13 protein-coding genes are annotated in these 16,620 nt (G+C 69.2%); 2 read left to right on the top strand and 11 right to left on the bottom strand.

Annotated features, from left to right (window positions below; all coding sequences use genetic code 11):
- Nucleotides 1-34 precede the first annotated feature (34 nt).
- Nucleotides 35-1,285, bottom strand: coding sequence for a L,D-transpeptidase (locus J4E04_RS15815; protein WP_027504131.1), 1,251 nt, complete (start codon nt 1,283-1,285; stop codon nt 35-37).
- 124 nt (nt 1,286-1,409) lie between these two features.
- Here J4E04_RS15815 and zwf point away from each other — a divergent pair, with 124 nt between their 5' ends.
- Nucleotides 1,410-2,867 (top strand): glucose-6-phosphate dehydrogenase, encoded by a 1,458-nt coding sequence (zwf, locus tag J4E04_RS15810; RefSeq protein ID WP_056447015.1) that lies wholly within the window; start codon nt 1,410-1,412, stop codon nt 2,865-2,867.
- 1 nt (nt 2,868) lies between these two features.
- Here zwf and J4E04_RS15805 read toward each other — a convergent pair whose 3' ends face one another.
- From J4E04_RS15805 to J4E04_RS15760, 10 genes are all read right to left on the bottom strand, one after another.
- Nucleotides 2,869-4,077, bottom strand: a complete 1,209-nt coding sequence (locus J4E04_RS15805) for a lipase family protein (RefSeq protein WP_490148989.1) — start codon at nt 4,075-4,077, stop codon at nt 2,869-2,871.
- 6 nt (nt 4,078-4,083) lie between these two features.
- The gene (locus J4E04_RS15800) at nt 4,084-5,376 is read right to left on the bottom strand and encodes a hypothetical protein (protein WP_490148988.1); all 1,293 of its coding nucleotides are present in this window, start codon (nt 5,374-5,376) and stop codon (nt 4,084-4,086) included.
- Entirely contained in the window at nt 5,363-6,475 is a 1,113-nt protein-coding gene (locus J4E04_RS15795) for a glycosyltransferase (protein ID WP_490148987.1), read from the bottom strand. The genes J4E04_RS15800 and J4E04_RS15795 overlap by 14 nt, the downstream gene beginning before the upstream one ends.
- The gene (locus J4E04_RS15790) at nt 6,462-7,727 is read right to left on the bottom strand and encodes a YveK family protein (RefSeq protein ID WP_490148986.1); all 1,266 of its coding nucleotides are present in this window, start codon (nt 7,725-7,727) and stop codon (nt 6,462-6,464) included. The genes J4E04_RS15795 and J4E04_RS15790 overlap by 14 nt, the downstream gene beginning before the upstream one ends.
- Before the next feature lie 277 nt (nt 7,728-8,004).
- The gene (locus J4E04_RS15785; protein WP_490148985.1) at nt 8,005-9,090 is read right to left on the bottom strand and encodes a glycosyltransferase family 4 protein; all 1,086 of its coding nucleotides are present in this window, start codon (nt 9,088-9,090) and stop codon (nt 8,005-8,007) included.
- On the bottom strand, nt 9,087-10,622 hold the full coding sequence (locus J4E04_RS15780) for a flippase (protein WP_490148984.1): 1,536 nt from the start codon (nt 10,620-10,622) through the stop codon (nt 9,087-9,089). Before J4E04_RS15780 ends, J4E04_RS15785 begins: the two co-directional genes overlap by 4 nt.
- Nucleotides 10,622-11,674, bottom strand: coding sequence for a glycosyltransferase family 4 protein (locus J4E04_RS15775; protein WP_056447022.1), 1,053 nt, complete (start codon nt 11,672-11,674; stop codon nt 10,622-10,624). The genes J4E04_RS15780 and J4E04_RS15775 overlap by 1 nt, the downstream gene beginning before the upstream one ends.
- Nucleotides 11,584-12,957 carry an O-antigen ligase family protein gene (locus tag J4E04_RS15770; protein WP_285188042.1) on the bottom strand — a complete coding sequence of 458 codons (1,374 nt, stop codon included), beginning with the start codon at nt 12,955-12,957 and terminating at the stop codon, nt 11,584-11,586. The genes J4E04_RS15775 and J4E04_RS15770 overlap by 91 nt, the downstream gene beginning before the upstream one ends.
- Nucleotides 12,958-12,976: 19 nt before the next feature.
- A complete protein-coding gene (locus tag J4E04_RS15765; RefSeq protein ID WP_081821047.1) occupies nt 12,977-14,347 on the bottom strand; it encodes a sugar transferase in 1,371 nt (456 codons plus the stop codon).
- Between the two features lie 271 nt (nt 14,348-14,618).
- A complete protein-coding gene (locus J4E04_RS15760) occupies nt 14,619-15,338 on the bottom strand; it encodes a GAF domain-containing protein (RefSeq protein WP_490148983.1) in 720 nt (239 codons plus the stop codon).
- A 202-nt stretch (nt 15,339-15,540) separates the two neighbouring features.
- Between J4E04_RS15760 and J4E04_RS15755 the strand changes: the two genes are divergently transcribed.
- Nucleotides 15,541-16,608, top strand: a complete 1,068-nt coding sequence (locus tag J4E04_RS15755; RefSeq protein WP_328810203.1) for a cellulase family glycosylhydrolase — start codon at nt 15,541-15,543, stop codon at nt 16,606-16,608.
- The last annotated feature ends 12 nt before the right edge of the window (nt 16,609-16,620 follow it).

Here is a 16,620-nt window from a genome sequence, read left to right as displayed (position 1 = left end):
AGGTGCGCGCGGGGTGGTGACGACCGCGAGCGGATCAGGCCAGCGCACTCCCGGCGAGCCACTCGGACCACGGGACGCTCCAGTCACCGTTCTGCCACTGCTGCAGCGGTGCACCGCCGGTGTCGCGCACCTCGACGACGTCGCCGGGCACCGAGAAGTCGTAGAACCAGGACGCGTTGGCCCGGCTCAGGTTGAGGCAGCCGTGCGAGACATTGGTGTTGCCCTGCGCCCACACGGTGTCCTCGAGTTCGTGCAGGTAGATGCCGTCGTTGCTGATGCGCGTCGCGTAGTTGATCGACTCCTTGTACCCGAGGCGCGAGTTCACCGGCAGCCCGTACGTCGAGGAGTCCATGATCACCGGGTTCGCCTTGTCCAGCACGGTGTAGACGCCGGGCTGAGTCCAGAACGTCAACGTCTGGCCACCGACGGTCTCGCTGCCTCCCATGCCCATCGACGTGGGCATGGTGCGCACGAGCGTGCCGTTCTCGTACACCTCTACCTGCTTGGTGTCGTCGTCGGCGACGGAGACGTGCGAGTCGCCGATGGTGAACGACGTGGTGACGTCCTCCTGTCCGAAGAGGCCCTCACCGACCTCGACGCCGTACACCTTCGCGGAGATGGTCACCGCGGTTCCGGGCGTGTAGTAGTTCTCCGGCCGCCAGTGGACGTTCTGGTCGTCGGCCCAGTACCAGGATCCGGTCACGGCGGGCGTGGTCTGGACGGACAGCGTGCGCTCGGCGGCGGCGCGGTCACCGATGGGCTCGTCGAAGTGCACCACCGCGACGATGCCGACGCCGAAGGTGCCCCCGTCCGTGAGCAGGTTGCCGCCCGACGTCACGAAGGACGGCAGCGTGTAGTTGTCCGGCTCCACGGTCGTGAACGTGCTCGTCTGCTCGTGCGCGGCGCCGTCGGTCGCCTCGGTGTCGATCTCCAGTGAGTACTGCTTCCCGTAGCCGAGCGTGGTGGCCGGCTTCCAGGTGGATCCGTCGGGTGTCACGACCCCGTCGACGACGACACCGTCCGCGTTCGTCATCCGCACCGCGGTGATGGTGCCGTTCGACGCCGTCACGCTCACCGGCGCGAGCGGGTTGACGTCGGCCGCGCCGTCCGGCGGGTCGAGGGTGAGGGTCGGCGCGGGTGCGGCCTGCGTCGTCTCCGGCGCGCCGCCGGAATCACCTCCCGAGCCGCCGTCACTCGATCCGATGGTGCAGGCCGAGGCCAGCAGCATCACGAACGCGAGGCACGCCAGGAGAACGGTGCGGAGAAGGGCAGGACGGGACGACATGCGGGTGCTCCGTAAGGTGCGGAATCGGGTAGCGCGACGACACGGCGCTGACCACCACGGTAGCGCGTGCGCGGCGCTCACCCCCGCCGAGCGGGAGTGCGGGTTCGATGGAAGCATCGCGGGCATGACCACGACTCGCCGCCGATCCTCCGTCCCGGACGCGTTGCCGCCCCAGGTGGTCGTCCTCTTCGGTGCCACCGGAGACCTGGCCAAACGCAAGCTGCTCTCGGGGATGATGCACCTCGTCCTGTCCGAACTGGCGCCGCGGATGCGCGTCGTCGGTACGTCGTTGCAGGAGATGACGTCGGACGAGTTCCGAGCGATGGCGAAGGAGGCGATCGAGCAGTTCTCCACGCGCACACCGACGGAGGACGAGTGGGACCGCTTCGCGACTCGCCTGACCTACGTGCCCCAGACCGCCGGCCCGCAGGCGTTGTCGGACGCGGTGGCAGCGGCGGAGAAGGAACTCGGGGACGGCGTGCAGCGGCTGCACTATCTGTCGGTACCGCCGTCCGCGGCGCTCGCCGTCATCGACATGCTCTCCGAGGCGACGCTCGTCGAGCGGGCCCGCATCATCATGGAGAAGCCGTTCGGCACCGATCTCGCCAGCGCCGTCGCGCTCAACGCGGCTGTGCACGAGACCTTCGCCGAGGAGCAGATCTTTCGCATCGACCACTTCCTCGGCAAGGAGCCGGCGCAGAACATCCTCGCGTTCCGCTTCGCCAACGGTCTCTTCGAGCCGATCTGGAACCGCACGTTCATCCAACACGTGCAGATCGACGTGCCCGAGACTCTGGGACTGGACGGCCGCGCCGGCTTCTACGAGTCGACGGGTGCCTTCAAGGACATGGTGGTGACCCACCTGTTCCAGGTACTGGCCTTCACGGCCATGGAACCGCCCACCGCGCTGGAACCCGAGGCGATCAAGGAGGAGAAGAACAAGGTCTTCCGCTCCATGCTTCCCCTCGATCCGCGGAACGTCGTGCGCGGCCAGTACTCCGGCTACCGCAGCGAGAAGGACATCGCCCCCGACTCGGACACCGACACCTTCGTCGCCCTGAAGTGCCACATCGACAACTGGCGGTGGGCGGGTGTGCCGTTCTATCTCCGGACCGGCAAGAAGCTGGCCGAGGGGCAGCGCATCATCTCGATCGCGTTCCGGGAGCCGCCCAAGTCGATGTTCCCGGCGGGCTCCGGCGTCGGCGCCCAGGGGCCGGACCACCTGACCTTCGACCTCACCGACTCGTCGAAGGTGTCGCTCTCCTTCTACGGTAAGCGGCCGGGCCCGGGCATGCGCCTGGACAAGCTCAGCATGCAGTTCGCGCTGCACGAGACGGAGAGTGCCGCAGATGTTCTGGAGGCGTACGAGCGGCTGATCCTCGATGCGATGCACGGGGATCACACGCTGTTCACCACGTCCGAGGGCATCGAGCGGCTGTGGGAGGTCTCGGCACCGCTGCTCGAGGACCCGCCGCCCGTCCGGTCCTACGCGCCGGGATCGTGGGGTCCCAACGCGATCCACAGTCTGGTCGCGCCCGACGCGTGGCGGCTGCCGTTCGAGCGCGAGTGGCGCGGGGAGTGACCTAGTTGCAGGTACTCGGCGCCGGTGTCCCGGCGAACCGGCCGTCCAGCCATTCCGCCGGCGCACTTCCGAGGTTCAGGATGCCGTGGCCCTGTCCCGGTGCCTCGCGGAGCTCGATGGTGTCGCCGAGTGCGCACGCTCGCTGCACCGCGGCCACCGTCCACTCCGGGAGTGCGAGTCGATCCAGTTCGCCGTAGCCGACGAACATGGGCGCGGTCGCCGCGGCGCCCGGCACTCCGGCCTCGCTGAGCCACGCGCGCAGACGATCTGCGGCGGCCTCGTCCACCGGTGCGTAGTCCGACGGTGTGACAGACTCGGCGATCGCGCTCTCGAGACCGTCGTTCTCGCCCTCGCAGGCGGCGAAGACGTCCCGACGTTCGTACAGCACACCGCGGAGGTAGTCGGTCACCTGGAGGTCGGGGTGCGCGACGGACAGCCCTGTCAGGACCGACGGCACCAGCGCGACCTGTTCGGCGGTGAGTGTTCCGGCCACCATCGCGTCGACGAGCGGGCTCAGGTCGGTCGCGGGGGACATGCTGATGGTGCCGACGAGGCGGAGTCCCTCGCCGTAGTCGGCGGCCCGTTCGTTGGCGGCCCACACCGCCTGCCCGCCCTGGGAGACGCCGTAGCCGATCCAGGAGTCGGACGCCGTCGGTTCCACCTCGCGCGCTGCGCGCACCGCGTCGATCACGTTGTTGCCGGCCGTGGCGGCATCGAGGTACGGGTGCGGACCCGGGGTGCCCAGGCCCTCGTAGTCGGTCATGGCGACCACGTAACCGTTGGCGAGGAAGGGGATCACGGTGGTGAGCGCCCCCAGCAGCCCGATGTGGGTGGACGGCGCGCACCGACTGTCGGTACCGGTGGTCGCGTGGCCGACGGCGACGACCGGCCACCCACCCGCCGGTGGGTCGCCGCGAGGAACGAGGACCAGCCCGCTCACCTCGGTGGCGGAGCCGTCGATGCCGGAGGTCGAACGGTAGAGCACCGTCTTCGACACCGCCGTCAAGGTGGCGAGCGCGGGATAGCCCGCGAAGTCACGGGGGGTGCCCAGCAGTGAGCCCGCGGCGACGTCGGTGAGAGAGTCGACGGCCGTCTCCGGGGCCGACTCTCCCGGCAGCCCAGCGCAACTCGCGCAGAGGACGGCCAGCACCGACAGCCAGGTCAGCGCGACCTGGCGGCGCGCGGTCGTCGTCCCGATGATCGCGGCCACCGCACGTCACTCCCCGTCGGAGCGCAGGTCGGCCGTGTTCCGGCTCAGCAAACCGACAGGATCGGCACACGCGCGGGCGAGGGCACGGTCGACCGTCTCGGTCTCGATCATGCCGCTGCAGAACGACGCCGAGTACGAACGTCCGCCCTGGACCTGCGAGACGAGGATCGAGATGCCGTCCGGGCCGTCTGGTTCGAGAGAAGCCGTCATCTGCCGGGGCCGACCGTCGTCGAGCCAGGGAAGGTGGTCGTAGATCGAGAGGGTGCCCAGGTCGCTCACCGCGAGTCGCGGTCGGTCGGGCACCGTGACGACGTCCTCGCTCGGCGCCGGTGCCGGGGCTGTCCGGTGACCCTTGAGAGTTGCTCGGGCATCGGCCATTCCGAGCACGGCGATGGGCCAGCCGGAGTCGATGACCTGCTTCATGACACCGGCGACGTCACCCGGCGTCGGCAGCACGGGCAGGCGGACCGGGATACCGATCGCGAAGTTGCCGTGTTCCGCGCGGTGCTTCTCGTCGAGGTACCGGCGGCAGTTGAAGAGGATCATGACGTGCTCGTCGAGGGGGACACCCTCGGAGCGCAGAGCGGCGACGAGCAGAGCGACCGACACCGACGCGCCGGTGGCGCCCGGCGCGTTCGCCTTCGACCACGATCGCAGTTCCGCCACCTGCTCGGGACGCATGTAGGCCGCGCGCGTGGTCTTCGACGATTCCCAGTGCTCGATACGGCGCGTCGGCGCCCCGTCGGCCGTCGCGTCACGCCGTTTGTGGACGGCGCGCAGGCGCCGGAAGTCCTGCAGGGCACGAGGGTTGGATCTGTAGTGCCGCCGCAGAGCACTCCACGTGGCGTTTCTCGGCAGCGACGGCGCCAGGCTGCGTGCGATCGCGAAGCCGGGGTCGCTCGCGGCGGCGCCGACCAGCAGTACACCGAGCTGACCGTCGCCCACGCCGTGGGAGTAGTGGACCACGGCGTAGTCACCGCACAGCACGATCTCCACGGGGGCGCGTACACCGTCGCGGGTGCGCACCCGGTCCATCAGCTCACCGAGGTCGTCGGTGGCCAGATCCGGCCTGCTGGTGACGGCAGTGCCGGCGCCGATGTCGGTGCGGTACGCCCAGTTCCGACTGTCCGAGCGGGGATCGAGCCGGATGCGGGAGGTGGGAGACGCGTTCTCCGCCGCGGCGAGCATCGCCCGCGCAGCGTCGACGTCGAGACCCGCCGTCGGCCCGACGACGGCGAGGGTCTGCGCGGACGCGAAGGTGCGGTCCAGTTCGGTCGACGGGTACTCAGACTGCGGCATCGATCACCTCCTGCATCCGCGAGCGGAAGTTGGCTCGCGAGAAGCCTTCCGCCCAGACGCGGATCTGCGCTCGATCGAACTGGGCCGGGTCGAACGACGTCATGGCGTCGGCGAAACCGGTGACGATCTCGTCGTCGGTACCGGACTGCACGTGCAATCCGGTGGTGCCGTGGATGACCGAGTCGACGGCACCACCCTCACCGAGCGCGATGACCGGGGTACCGGTGGCCATCGACTCGACGGGAACGATGCCGAAGTCCTCGATGCCGGGCATCAGCAGTGCACGCGTGGAGCGGTGGAGCTCGAGCAGCTTCTCGTGCGAGACGCGGCCGAGGAACACCGTCTTCGGTCCGGCGAGGGCGCGGCACTGCTCCATCGCGCGGCCGTCGCCGGCGACGATGAGCGGTACGTCCGCCAGGGCTGCCGCACGGATCGCGATGTCGGGACGCTTGTACGGCACCAGGCGACCGGCGAGCAGGAAGAAGTCCTCACGCTCCACCGTCGGATCGGGAGTGAAGCCCTCGGTGTCGACGGGTGGGTGCACCACCACGGCGTCGTCTCGTCCCCACCAGCGCGAGATGCGGTCCGCGACGGCGGTCGAATTGGCGACGACGGTGGTCAGACGCGGCGCGGCTCCTGTCTCGCAGCGCCGTGCGACGGCCGACAGTGCCGTGAGGATCGCGGCACCTGCGCGGCCGCCGCCCTCACCCGCCCGCAGTTCCGGATCCCACGCCCAACGCGCCGGGCTGTGCACGTAGGCGATGACGGGAGCGTCGGTCGCGTGCACGGCCTGCGTCGCGAAGGCGTGGTGGCTCACGACGACGGCCTCGGCGTCGCGCAACGGCAGACGACGGAACGCCGTCGGCATCAGCGGCAGGACCGGGGCGTAGGACCGCTGACCGATGCCGTTGTAGATCGAGTTGAGCCACGTGGTGTTCGGCGGCGTGGTCAGCCCGGCGGGAGTTCCCTCGGGACGGGCGATGGGTACGTACACGCGCGCGCCCGGCCACTGCAGAGCGAGCTGTTCGACGACGTGCTCGGATCCGGCGATCTCGGTGAAGCGCTCGTGGACGATCGCGATCTTGTCAGTGTCTGGCATTGTGTCCGACCTGTTCCTCGGGGCGCTGGGAGGCCGTGCGTCCACCCGGAGCGGGATCGGACCGGCGCTTGCGGCCGGACGGTTGCACGACGAGGTGAGTGTGGATGCCGAACGTCCGCAGCTGCTTCAGCACTCCCTCGGCAGCTCGGCGGTCGCGTCCACCGGACGACAGTAGTACCACCGCGGTCTCGACGTCGTGCACGTCGACGAAGGTCCACCACTCGCTCGTGAGGTCGGCCCCGACGAGTGCGTCCGGGTGGCGTGGCTGCCCGCCCGTGGAGTGGGAGGTGGGAGCCGGATACACGGCGTCGTCACCGACGAGTACCAGCACGTTCTGCTCGATGCGGCCGTGGGCGGCGTGCCGAGCGCCGGCCGATCGGGTGCCGTTGCCGTTGCTGCCGTTCCCGTTGGACGACGACGCGCCCCGGTCCGACGCGGCCACCGTCGCGGCGACGATGGGCGGCAGGCCCGTGGTCACCTTCGGATCGAAGTCGGCCTGGTACTTGCGAGCGACGCGGCGGGCCCACGCGGGCCGCGGACGACGCCCGAGTCGACTGCGCAGCAACACGATCAGCTCGGCGGCGACGATGAACGCCACCAGACCCGCGACGGAGGCCTCCGAGGCCGGCATCGGTGAGACGGGGGCGGTGCTCTGCTCGGGCACGGCGAGCACCACCAGCTGGTTCCCGCCGCCCGTGCTCTGGAGCTGTGTCAGCTGGTCGCGGAGGTCGGCGAGCGACTGGTCCGATGCGGAGCGGGCGGGGTCGCCCGGGATGAGCTGGGAGTTGCGGGCTTCCTCGGCCGCGATCGAGGCTTGAACCTGCTCGAGCTGCCCCTGTGCGTTGCGGGCGGCGTTGGCCGACGACGCCTGCGACACCGTGGTCACCGTGGTGCGGGCGACCTCGAGGGCGAGCTCGGGGGAGTCCGCGGTGACGGTGAAGGTGAGCAGCGCCGGCGACGTTCCCGGGGCGAGCTCGAGGTGGGAGGCGAGCTCACCGGCGTCCCAGCCTGTGTCGACCTGCGACAGCACCTGATCGAGCACGTCGTTGTCCGCGGCCAGCCCGATGAACGGGGCGCGCAGCTGCTCGATGAACGCGTCGCCGGGGATCACCTCGCCGGTCGCCCGGATCTCCGTCACGACGGATGCCGCGTACTGCTTCTCGGTGCCGTACTCGCGGAGGGCGAAGACGCCGGCGCCGACGATCAGCGCGATGATCAGAGCGGGAAGGAACGCGCGTCCCAGTTCCCGCATGTGCCCGGCGAGATCTATCGGCGGAGGTACGTCTCCGCGGTGCACGGGGTCGTCTACGGGCGCCAACCGAATCTCCTCGAGTTGCTGGTGCGCGTGCGGTCATGCCCGGTCGACGGCATGTCCCATTCGATACTACGCAGGGACGGAGACCATTCCTGCGTAGGCGATTTGCCGTGTGTCACCGTTCGGGAGATCGGTTCGCGGGCCGTCGTGAAACCGACGCGGTACCCATTCTGGGCGCGTGAGGAATGGCTGATGGCTCTTTCTGTCGTGGCATTCATGCGGTCAATTCCGTCAACAGTCGGGGGAGGGTGATCGAGATGTCGTGACGCGTCGCGACGGTGTCCCGCGCGCGTGCTCCCATGTCCGCGCGCGCCGCGTCGTCGCCGAGCACCCTTCGCAAAGCGTCGGCCAGTGCCGCCGCGTCACCCGGCGGGACCAGCACGCCCTCCCCGCGAGCGAGGAACTCGGCGGGACCGCCGTGATCGGTGGCCACCACCGGCACCCCGTGGGACATGGCCTCGAGGACGGACAGGGGCCCCGCCTCGGGGAGAACGCTGGCCGACACCACGACGTCCCACCGGCGCAGCGCGCTGACGGGATCGACGTGCCCGAGGAAGCGGACACGTCCCGCGAGATCGGGACGTGCTGCCCGCGTGTGCAGTTCGTCGACGTACGCCTGATCGCCGGAGAAGCTGCCGCCCGCAAGTTCGACCATCACGTCGTCGAGCGTCGCGACCGCGTCGAGCAGGACGAGGTGCCCCTTCCACGGAGTGAGGAGCGCGAGCATGCCCACGACGGGCGGCCAGTGCGTGGGGGCGGCGAAATCCTCCACGGGCCACGGCACGCCGTAGGGCACGATCTCCACCTCGATGCCGAGGTCGCGTACCGGTGCCGCCGCGGCGGACGTGCACGCGACCGCGCGGCGGACGGCACCTCGACTCGCCGATGCCACGGCGCGCTGGCGTCCCGCCGCGATCGCATCGTGCACCAGCCAGGCGACACCGTGCGGTGGCCGGGCGAGTCGCGCTGCGGGCAGGGCGAACAGCGAGTTGACGACGGTGTGGGTCGCCGGCCGTCGCGTCACCGCACGCAGCGTCCGTGCCGCCGACACCCACCGCGCCGCCATCCTCGCCGCGGCGCCGATGCGGGCGACTCCCTGCTCTCCGCCCAGGCCCAGCTCGGGGATCGCGACGTGCACCGCGGCGTCGGGCAGCGCCTCGGACAGCGCCCCGACGGGACAGACGACGGTGACGCCGCCCGGCCCCCGCAGTGCCTCGGACACCAGCGACAGCAGCATCTTCTCGGCACCCGAGATGTTCGCGGTGTGCGCGACGAACACGGTGGTGCGATCCGGAGTCACGAGGCGACATTCGGGGCAGGAGAGTTGCTGCGCGAGTCACGCTTGGTCAGGAGGAACCCGCACGCGGCGACCAGGAGCGCCGCGACGACCGAGATCAGGAACCACAGGGACGGTGCCGCGTCGACGAGCAGTGTCGCCCCGACCGTCACCGCGGCCGTGACGGCGGCGAGCACGAGGATCGGCGACACGGCGAGCAGCCCCGACATGGGCATGCTGCGCTCGATCACGACCCACAGCATGATCACCGTGACACCGAACGTGACGACGGTGGCGATGGCGGATCCGTTGTAGGACACCCTCGGAATGAGCGCGACGTTGAGGCCGATGTTGAGAGCGAGGCCGAACAGCGCGACGAGCGGGTAGTGCCGCTGCATCCCCGCGGAGGCGAGCAGGAAGATGCCGAGCAGGATGAGCGACATGATCGCGGCACCGAGGACGAGGAGCCGTGCCGCGTCGGAACCGGGAGCGAAGCGCTCGCCGTAGAGCAGGCGGATGAGCGGCTCGGCAGAGGGCCAGAAGCCGGCGACGGCGACGGCGCCGAAGGTCGCGAAGTACAGTCCCGCGGAACGGGATCGGGCGCGGAACGTGGCCGTCTCGCTCGGCCAGGCCGCCACGAGGAGGGTGCTCACCGGCGCCACGGCGGCCAGCGCGATGGTGTCCATCATGTCGGAGAACTTGTAGCCGATGGAGTACAGGCCGACCGCGTCGAAGGTGTCGAGAAGGCTCAGCATCAGGACGTCGATCTTCAGCATCGCGATGGTCAGCGCGAAGCCGATCGCGAGGGGAATCGCCTCGCGGAGGTAGGCACCCCACCGGTGGACGTCGATGTGACGAGACGGGCGCAAGCCCACCGACCGCCGCCGCACCGCGAGACCCTTGCCGACCGCGCGGAACGCCTCGTTGAGCACGGCCGGCAGCACGAAGATCAGCAGCACCGGCGCGAAGACGGCGGCGAGGATCGTGAGCACCAACTGCAGGCCCTGGCCCAGGCTCTCGATGACCGCGACCAGCAACAGTCGATGGCGAGCCTGGAACAGCACGGAGAGTGCGTGGGACGGCGTCGCGAACACCACGACGAGGCCGCCCAGAGCGGTCGCCGCGATGACCTCACCCGGGTACTGCAGCACCACGACGTAGCCGACGGCGAGCACGTACCCCACGAGTCCGAGCACGGTGCGCAGTGCGAGGAACGACGAGGCGGTGCGGCCGATCTCCTCGGCGTCGTCGTCCATCAGTCGGGCCAGGACGACGCGGCCGACGCCGAGGTCGGTGACGACGGACATGAGTCCGAGCAGCGCGAAGACGAAGCTGAACTGACCCCACCCCTCGGGGCTCAGCGAGCGGGCCACGATGACGCTGCCTACCCAGCCGAGTCCCGCCACGATCACGCGGGAGATCAGCACCGCCGCGGTCGCCCGCGCCGCCGCCTTCGGATCGGCGGCGAGCGCGCGATAGTCGGGTGCCGTGGTCTCAGGTGCCGTGGTTTCAGGTTCGGGGGTGACGGCACCCTCGACGGTGATGTCGTCGTCCATCAGAGCAGGCCTGCGTCCCGATAGGCGTCCGCGGTGCGCTCGGCGGTCCGGGCCCACGTCAGGTCGGCCATCGCGTGCAGGGCCTCGGTCACCAGGTCCGCGCGCGCCGTCTCGTCGAACATCAACGGGCTCAGTGCCTCCGCCCAGTCGTCGACCCGCTCGTTGTCGAGCAGCACGGCGCCCTTGCCGACCACCTCGGGCAGGGCGCCCACCGCGCTCGCGACCACGGCGCCGCCGCACGCCATCGCTTCGACCGGGGGCAGCCCGAAGCCCTCGTAACGCGACGCGTACGCGGTGACGGTCGCCGCCGCGTACAGTGCGGGCAGGTCCTCCACGTCGACGTAGCCGAGCCCGTTCGCGTAGCGGGGTGCGTCCGGGCCCGTGGACCCCGCGCCCGCCAGGAAGAAGGGCACGCCCAGCTTCTCCGCGGCGTCGGCGACCAACTGCACGTTCTTGCGCGGCTCCACGGTGCCCACCTGCATGACGAAGCGTTCGGGCAGACCGTACTTCGCGCGCACCGTCTCCACCGCGCCGTCCTCCGGGGGCACGGCCCAGGCTGCCGGGGCGAGTTCGACGACCGCGGCGTCGCGGCCGCTGACGGCCTTGATGCGGTCGGCGGTGAACTGCGAGACGGCGATGAGCAGGTCGGCCTTGCGCAGCGACCGTCGCACGAGGCGCTGTTCGCCGGCGGCGCGGAAGCGACTCGACGCGGACGGCATGTCGATGACCGAGATGTCGTGCACCGTGGCGACGGTGGCGCCCCGGCCGACGAGGGGGAGATCGACGTCGAGCCCGTGGACCACGTCGTGCGATCCGACCGGGAGCGCACCGAGCACCGCGCGGACGGCACCGCCGGACACCGGCCGGGGGAGCGCGTCGACGCCCGTCGGCAACTCGCCGATCGCGTCCTTCTGAACGACGGCGGCGAGGTCCGTTCCGGGGAGACGGCCGGGCAGCTCCCTCAGGAGCTCACGGATGTACGTCTGGACGCCGCTGCCGCCGGGACGGAGGGCGAGGGCCCCGAAAACGATTCGTGTTGTGCTGCTGCGCATCCCACAACTCCTAACAAGAGCCAGAAATAGACGTCGATAGGGAAGATCTCGAAATAGGTGGCCACCAGCGACGCGAACATCGCCGCGACGATGGAGGCGCCGACACCGAGTGTCAGCGCGCCGTCCTGACCGGGGAGGGTGCGGGAGAGTCGCGTGCACCAGATCAGGGCGGTCACCAGGAGCGCGAGGACGGCCCACAGTCCGATCGGACCGAGTTCGAGAGCCGTCTTCACGTAGTAGTTGTCGGGCTGGTAGTTGGTGGACAGCCCGAGCGACCCGGTGATGTTCTCACCCTGCGCCGACGAGATCCGGTCCGCTGCCGCACCACTCGACCCGAGCCCCTCGCCGAGCCAGTGGGTGCGCACCTTCTCGATGACCTCGTTCCATCGACCGCCACGTTCGTTCAGGCTGCTCGACGAGAAGAAGACCGACGTGATCTTGGGGACGAACGGCAGGATCGCGCCGACGAGCGCCGCCATGATCACGAGCAGACCGCCGAGTGCGCGGAACCGGATGATGGTCATGTAGATCAGCCCGACCGCGAGTCCGAGCAGCGCCGCTCGCACGATGGCACTCGACATGGCGACCACCATGAACGGGCTCGCGCACAGGAACAGCAAGTTGCGCCGGCGCATGGGGTTCGCGAGCGCCACGGCTCCGCCGACGAGCAGCGACAGCATCACGTAGAGCCCGAACGGGAAGGGCAGGTTGAACGTGCTGAACGTGCGGAGCAGCCCGCCCGACGTCCGGACCTGGGTGCCGTACTCGTACCCGATCGCCACGAGCGCCGCCGGTCCCGCGAGCAACTGAGCGATGCCGACCAGGGACGTGAACGCGCCCATGCCCATGAGGATGCTGACGAGGTGGTCCCGGTCGCGGGCGTCGAACGGCGCGAGCCACAGGATCGCCACCAGCAGCAGGTAGAAGAACGTCACCTTGATGCCGACGAAGCCGATGATCCCGAACGACAGCAGTGCCGACGCGGTCCCGAACACCACGAACAGGGCTGCGGCCGGCCACCAGGGCATCAGCAGTGTCGGACGACGCGGGCCCAGCGCTCGACTGCGCCGGATCCAGGCGCTGCCGAGCGTGAAGATCACCAGGCCCTCCTTCCAGCCGGCGACGAAGCCGGGCAGCGGAAGGATGGCGAGGAGACCGTTCAGCGGGACGAACGCGGCCAGCAGCAGCACCCCGAGCTGCGGTCGGTGAAAGACCGCGCGTGCCACCAGGAACGCGACGACCAGCACGACGACCGCGGCGAGACCCTCGAGGACGATCAGCATGACGGGACCGCCGACACGGTCAGTCTTCCGCCTTTTTCAGGACCGCGGCGATGGTGAGGAACAGGATCTTGATGTCGAGGGACAGCGACCAGTTCTCGATGTAGTAGTTGTCCCACTCGGCGCGGTCGGCGATGGACGTCTGTCCGCGCAGTCCGTGCACCTGCGCCCACCCGGTGACACCGGCCTTCACCCGGTGGCGCTCACCGTAGCGGCGGATCTGCATCTCGAACAGATCCACGTATGCGGGGCGCTCCGGTCGGGGACCCACGAGGCTCATGTCGCCGCGAACGACGTTGAGGAGCTGGGGCAGCTCGTCCAGCGACGTCTGGCGCATGATCTTGCCGATACGGGTCCGGCGATCGACGCCCTCGACGCCGCCCGGAGCGGCGCCCTCGACGCGAGTGAACTCGGCGTCCGAGGCACGCGGCGGACGCATCGACCGGAACTTGAGGCAGCCGAACGGTTTTCCGTCACGGCCGATGCGCTCCTGGGAGAAGAAGATGGGTCCGGGGGAGCTCGTCTTGACCAGCAGCGCGAGCACCAGGAAGACGGGGGAGAGGACCAGCACGCCCAGTCCGGCCAGGGTGCGGTCCATGACGCCCTTGACGACGAACTGCCAGCCCTTGGGGTCGGTGTGCGGCAGCACCATCAGGGGCAACCCGCCGAGATGCTCGACGCGGGTCCGCACGCCGACGGTGTCGAACAGGCGCGGTACCAACCACACTCGCATTCCGTTCGAGTGGGCGGTGCGGATGGCCTTGACCAGACTCTCGGTCGGAACGTCCGAGAACCCGATGACGAGCTCCTCGGCGCCGGTCTGCTCGATGGCTTGCGCGAGCTGGGACGGTGTGCCCATGTAGGGGACGGTCAGTGCCTCGGGAGTGTCAGGCTGCGGATCGACCGCGGGTGCCTTGTCGAGCACGCCCACGGGGTCGAGGCCGTACTCGGGGAACTGGTGCATGCGCGACGCCAGCTGGTGGGCGATCGGACCGCCGCCGATGATGAGCGTCGGAGCCGCCGACTTGTGGTTCACCCGCAGGTACCGCTGAATCGCGGTGCGCAGGAACCGCGCCACCGCCACCAGGATCGCCGCGGCGATCCACACCCGGACCATGAAGAGGCCGGGCCGGTACTCCGTGCCGATGACCAGCAAGATCGTCAGCACCAACAGAGTGGCGAGCGCGACGGACGTCTCGACGGGACCGATCTCGTCGAGGAAGTTCCGGCGGAGTCCGCGTCGGTAGAGCGAGCGGGACGCCAGGATGAGCAGAACCAGCGGCACGAACAACCACGGCACCCAGCCGTAGTCGATGCCGCCCGTTCCCGGCCAGAACCTCGCCACGGCAACAGCCACGATCGCTGCCGTCGCGTCTGCCGCGATGGTGACCATCGTGTGTGCGGGATCGACGCGAAGACGGTCCGCTATTCCACGTTCATTGGACACCCTCGTGGCAGGGGCGTTGCGTAGCAACGTATCTCGCGATTCCAGTGTTTCGGACACAGGATTCACTCCGTACGGACCTAGTGGTTGACCGACCGAGGTCAACACTAGACCATTCTTTGGAGTTGTCTTCTCAGAATGGTCACGGCGCCATTACGGAAAAGCGACCGATGGACAGACTAACGAGGCGAAAATGTAGATCACGCCCGGAATGGTTCGCTCACTCGAAAATTCGCTCGCGAACCATCCACGCGATGTCCTTGAGTACCTGTACGTGCCCCGTCGTCCACTGACGTGGTTCGGCGTCCCAGACGCACAGCGTGCCCACCGCGTGACCGCCGTCGTCCACCAGAGGGATGCCGAGGTACGAGACGAAGGTGTGGTCCAGCACGCCGGGATGGTTCATGAACTTCTCGTCGAGGCGGGCGTCCTCCACCAGCAGGGGCTCACCCAGGGCCACCGTGTGGCGGCACATCCCGGCCTCGAGGGGAATCTCCCGAGGGCGTTCCTCTTCCGGTCCGAATCCAAGGGCGCTCTTGATGAACTGTCGGTCCTTGTCGATCAGGGTGATTGCCGAGCCGGGTACCGACAGCGCGTCCGCGGCCATGGCCACGATGCGGTCGTAGGCCGGTTCGGACGGGGTGTCGAGAAGCCCGGTGGCCTCGACTGCGCGCACGCGATCGGGATCGGTGACGATCGCGGGCATGTCGGATGCCGCCGGCGGTGTGGACGCAGGTGTGTCGGGCACCGGATCCGCCGTCGACTCGAGGCGCTTGAGCAGATGGCCGAGATCGGTGTCGTCCGCCTCGGCAAGTTCCTTCACGAGGCGTGTCACGACGGCGCGCCGAACATAAGCGGGCACCGTCTCGCCCACCCTCACGGCCTGCTGTTCCAGAACCTCGTTGAGGCGGGCGTCGAAGCCGTCGTTTCCCGTCGTCATTTCGCCGATACTAATGCAGGCTTGTACGGGATCGAGCGATGTGGAGAATCATCGCAGCCGGAGCCTCGCCGGTGTCCGTTTTCGCTGGTACGCCCCGCGCGGCCGCCGCTGTTAGCCTGGGCCGGTGCTCACCGATCGGTCTGTTTCGCGTTCGAGGCCGACTCGGCGCGGAGCCGGTGCCGGGTTTCTCCGGCGATGCAGCGTGTCTGGTGCCGCTGTCCTTCTCGTTCTCGTCGGTGTGCCGGCACCGGCATCCGGCGCTCCGTCGGGCGAGGTACCGCGGTGCGTCGCGGAGTCCGACGGCGTCCGGGTGGGCGGATCACCCGGCGGCTCCTTCGGATTCCTGTCGGACGAGGACCTCGGACGCGAACTCGACATCGCGAAGAATGCGGGCATGTTCTCGGTCCGCATCGACATCGACTGGTCGGTGGTGGAGCCGCAGCCCGGTCGGCGCGACTGGTCGTCGACGGACAGAGTGGTCGACGCCATCGTCGCTCGGGGTATGTGCCCGTACGCCATCGTGACCTACGCACCTGCCTGGGCGCGTGTGGCGACGGCTCGGGATCAGCCCTACGCCCGGCCGGCGAGTCCGGACGCGTTCGCGGCCTTCGCGGCACTCGCCGCGGAGCGGTACCGCGACCGAATCGTGTTGTGGGAGGTGTGGAACGAGCCGAACATCACCACCTACTTCACGCCGCTGCCCGACCCGACGGTGTACGCGCTGATGCTGCGCGCGACGTACCGCGCCATCAAGAAGGTGCAACCGGAGGCGCTGGTGCTCGCCGGCGGTATGGCGCCCGCGGTGAACAACGGCACCAACATCTCGCCGACCGCTTTCCTCTCGTCGCTCTACACCCTCGGAGCGAATCGTTATTTCGATGCCTTCAACGTCCACCCGTACACGTGGCCGTTCCTTCCGAACGATCTGTCGACGGCGCCGTGGAACACGGCGATGGCGATGTGGTCGATGCACGATGTCATGAGCGCCGAGGGTGACGGCGACAAGCAGATCTGGATCACCGAGATGGGCGCACCCACGGGAACGAACGCGAATGCCATGAGCGAGGAGGGGCAGGCCGAGTCCATCGGCATCATGCTCAATGCCCTTCTCGGCAATTCCTGGCTCGGGCCCGCGTACGTCTACAGCATGCGTGACTCGGGCAGCGACGAGTCCGACACGGAGCAGAATTTCGGAATGGTGCGCCGCGATTTCTCGCCCAAGCCTGCGCTCGCCGAGATCACGGAATTCACGGCGGAACATTCCGGCTGACGGTGCCAGGCC

The organism is Rhodococcus sp. NFXS4 (assembly GCF_058139645.1).
Note: the sequence above shows the minus strand (reverse complement) of the source record. Positions and strands in the feature narration are given on the sequence as shown.

What these genes read in the sequence shown, in the direction of transcription:
- J4E04_RS15815 (WP_027504131.1), bottom strand. Translation starts at nt 1,285, where the DNA reads ATGTCGTCCCGTCCTGCCCTTCTCCGCACCGTTCTCCTGGCGTGCCTC.
- zwf (WP_056447015.1), top strand. Translation starts at nt 1,410, where the DNA reads ATGACCACGACTCGCCGCCGATCCTCCGTCCCGGACGCGTTGCCGCCC.
- J4E04_RS15800 (WP_490148988.1), bottom strand. Translation starts at nt 5,376, where the DNA reads ATGCCGCAGTCTGAGTACCCGTCGACCGAACTGGACCGCACCTTCGCG.
- J4E04_RS15795 (WP_490148987.1), bottom strand. Translation starts at nt 6,475, where the DNA reads ATGCCAGACACTGACAAGATCGCGATCGTCCACGAGCGCTTCACCGAG.
- J4E04_RS15790 (WP_490148986.1), bottom strand. Translation starts at nt 7,727, where the DNA reads ATGCGGGAACTGGGACGCGCGTTCCTTCCCGCTCTGATCATCGCGCTG.
- J4E04_RS15780 (WP_490148984.1), bottom strand. Translation starts at nt 10,622, where the DNA reads ATGGACGACGACATCACCGTCGAGGGTGCCGTCACCCCCGAACCTGAA.
- J4E04_RS15775 (WP_056447022.1), bottom strand. Translation starts at nt 11,674, where the DNA reads ATGCGCAGCAGCACAACACGAATCGTTTTCGGGGCCCTCGCCCTCCGT.
- J4E04_RS15770 (WP_285188042.1), bottom strand. Translation starts at nt 12,957, where the DNA reads ATGCTGATCGTCCTCGAGGGTCTCGCCGCGGTCGTCGTGCTGGTCGTC.
- J4E04_RS15765 (WP_081821047.1), bottom strand. Translation starts at nt 14,347, where the DNA reads ATGGTCACCATCGCGGCAGACGCGACGGCAGCGATCGTGGCTGTTGCC.
- J4E04_RS15760 (WP_490148983.1), bottom strand. Translation starts at nt 15,338, where the DNA reads ATGACGACGGGAAACGACGGCTTCGACGCCCGCCTCAACGAGGTTCTG.